2 protein-coding genes and 1 pseudogene are annotated in these 3390 nt (G+C 40.6%); all 3 read left to right on the top strand.

Going from position 1 to position 3390, the window contains the following annotated elements; genetic code table 11:
- Window positions 1-466: pseudogene (locus tag AC6F75_RS14460) on the top strand (hypothetical protein); the annotation flags it as partial.
- A gap of 73 nt (window positions 467-539) precedes the next feature.
- Window positions 540-2381 (top strand): S8 family serine peptidase, encoded by a 1842-nt coding sequence (locus tag AC6F75_RS14455; RefSeq protein ID WP_500715794.1) that lies wholly within the window; start codon window positions 540-542, stop codon window positions 2379-2381.
- 88 nt (window positions 2382-2469) lie between these two features.
- Complete coding sequence (locus AC6F75_RS14450; RefSeq protein ID WP_500715793.1) at window positions 2470-3153, top strand: ATP-binding cassette domain-containing protein; 684 nt, start codon at window positions 2470-2472, stop codon at window positions 3151-3153.
- The last annotated feature ends 237 nt before the right edge of the window (window positions 3154-3390 follow it).

Raw genomic sequence — 3390 nt, 5'->3', positions numbered from 1 at the left:
AATCATTGTACTATTCCTGTTTTGTTTTATTTCCATTGGATTTGCTCAGGATAACAAAACTTTCACCAATATTACGCAGGCCGAAAACGGGTTTATCGGAATAAACACCCCTAATCCCGATGCCATGCTCACCGTAAAAGGCAGTATTCACACACAGGAAGTTATGGTGGACCTTGAAGGTGCCGTTGCACCCGATTATGTGATTGAGAAGCATTTTAAAGGGGAGTCCTCTTTAAATCCGGATTATGAGTTTCTTTCGCTTAGCGAAATAGAAGCTTTTATCAAAAAATACCACCATTTGCCCAAAGTACCTTCAGCTTCTGAAATCGATGAAAACGGTTTGTCGTTAAAAGCAATGAACCTACTTTTACTTGAAAAAATTGAGGAGCTCACCCTACACACCATTGCCCAGCAAAAGCTGATTGATACATTGTCAAAAAGAATTGATAATTTGGAACGTGAATAAGTTGTCAGTCCTGATATTGCTTTTAGTGTCCCTGTCGGTTCTTGGCCAACAGAATGAAAATATACATCATTTTATGGTTGACATTAATGGTGCGGAATCACTTGTTGTCAGCACTTTAAGCAATGGCATTTTAAAAGTCGAGAACCCAAAAAATACCCGTGAAACTGCTGTTTATTCTATTTATACCATTTATTCTTTCCAAAAGGCCTACCCCAATACAAATAGAGAAAAGTTTAAAACCCGTTACAGGATTTCTACAAACAGCGAGTCAGTTTTGTATGAGCTTCAAAAGCATTTCCCTGATAAATATAATAACATTGAAGCTTACAGTCCAGCCCCCAACGCTTATTACCCCAATGATTACGGAACTACCAGCCCGGTGGAGAATTTAGGTGGACCTTATCCCCTCATCGGCCTGGATCTAATCAATGCACCCGGTGCCTGGGGCATCACCAAGGGAGATCCAAAAGTGGTTATCGGCATCTCAGATGCAAGGGTGGACTCCACCAACACCGATTTGGAAGGCAGGGTGAGCAATTATCTCAAGTATTTCAACGCGACAAGCGGCACTGTCTGTTTTCACGGAACAGGATTAGCCGCTATTATTGGAGCTAAAATGGACAATGCTTTTGGCATACCTGGCATTTGTTCAGAATGTGATATGATCACCAACGGTTATGCACAATTTGATTACATTCAGGAATTGGTTGAAGCCGGAGCTAAGGTAATCAATGCCAGTTGGGCCCTTTGTGGGTTTGGGGCTTATCATCAAAATGTTCAGGAGCGAATCAATGAATATTATGATGAAGGTGTTTTGATTGTGGCCGGTGCCGGAAATGCAAAACGATGCAACCCCTACTTGAGAGACTACGCCTCAAATTATGCCTATCCTGCCTCTTATAAAAACGTTATTGCCGTAACAGCCGTTTATGCAGAATGTGGCCATTTTGAAGATTGTATTATCGAAGACGAACAGTATGGCACTATACATCACAAAATCAAAGACCGCCACGTGAGAATGCAAAGAAAAACAGAAGACGGTTTTGTGCCTATTAACTCGCAATTTGCCAATCAACATAATTTGTCAATTGACATTTCAGCTCCCGCAGAAACCTATTCCATTGGCCGTGCTGAATGTGGTTTTGAAGATGAGTTTGTCGGCCAATCATCTGCATCGGCAGCTGTAGTTACGGGTGTTATCGGCCTCATCTGGTCTGCCAACTACTGTCTGGCCAGTGCCGAAGTGGAAAGTATACTTAAATTAAGCTCAGAAGACATAGAAAACCTTCCGGGCAATGAACCTTTCAAAATGAAACTCGGTGCAGGAAGAGTAGACGCATACAGGGCTGTTAAAATGGCCCACGATATGCAGTTGGAGCAAGGCACAATTGAAATAGCCAACAGGGATTTTTACCGCTTTAATTTTAAACTTTTTTCCTCGCCCTATCACATTGAAATCAAAAACCAAACCTTCAGGGATTCATCCACCGTAGATTTTAAAGCCCGAAAACGCATTCATCTAAAACCCGGAACCAGGCTGGCTCCCGATAAAAACGGTTTTGTAAAACTTGCTATTGACCCTACCCTACCCACCGAAGAATGTTTTCCCAAGCCAGTTGTGCCAAAACCAAAAGTTGCACGAGACTCTGTCCCAAATCAACCTAGGCATGATGCTCCATTTATTCTCGAAAGAAACATACCAATTGAAGGTGTCCATATAATACCGGTTGATGGCGTACTCGACACCGATTATCGGGTTGTCATAGAAACAGACAAGGAAATTCACAATAAAGTATATAAAAAGGAAGAAACTGCCCGTATTCCACTTCCATTTATAGAAAATGAAATGGTAACTATAACACTTACATCACAATTGTACCGGATGCAAAGAAAATTAAGGATCAACACCCCATAATTTATATTTGGAGGTGTATGATTTTAGATAATTTTTCGTTTCCATAATGAAAATAACTTGTAATTTCGCTAAAAACCTTCAAACTGATATGTCAAACCCGGTCTTATTTCTTAAAAACGCAGCCATCTATCAACGTGAAACCCTTATTTTATCTGATGTTAACGTCTCTATTGAAAAAGGTGAATTTGTTTACCTTATCGGAAAAACCGGAACCGGAAAGAGTAGTTTTATGAAAACACTGTATGGTGACATTCCGCTGATTGAAGGTGAAGGTGAAATAGTTGATTTCAATTTGCGGACACTCAAAGAAAAAGATATTCCTTTCCTCAGGAGAAAACTAGGTGTGGTATTTCAGGATTTTAAATTACTCAATGACCGAACGGTAAATGACAACTTGTTGTTTGTACTAAAAGCCACCGGCTGGACAGATAAAATAGCGATGGATGATAAAGTGGATGCCGTTTTAGGTAAAGTGGACATGAAAGCCAAAGGATTTAAATACCCTTATCAACTTTCGGGAGGTGAGCAACAACGTGTGGCCATAGCCAGAGCATTGCTTAACGACCCTGAGCTTATCCTTGCTGATGAACCCACCGGAAACCTTGACCCTCAAACCTCGGTGGAAGTGATGGAGGTGCTTCAAGAAATCAACAAAAACGGCAACACCATATTGATGGCCACTCACGATTATGCTTTGTTACTTAAGTATCCGTCAAAAACACTTAAATGTGACGAAAACCAGATATTTGAAGTGGTTCAGAAAACGGTGTAAACCATGTACAATTCCTTTAAAAATACAGCTAAAACTCTTTTACCAAAATCACTCTTATTCCGTTTGGAGCCCTTTTTAAGAGGGTTAGTGCTTTTTCGTTATAAAGGAAAGAAATTTAATTGTACGATATGTGATACTCACCTAAAAACATTTATAACTCTCGAAAAAGGCGACCTGCTTTGCCCAGCCTGCGGAAGCCGAAGCCGTACAAGACGACTGCTTCAAATACTGAATGAC

The organism is Planktosalinus sp., from assembly GCF_059864935.1.
This window is presented reverse-complemented; position numbering and strand designations above follow the sequence as displayed.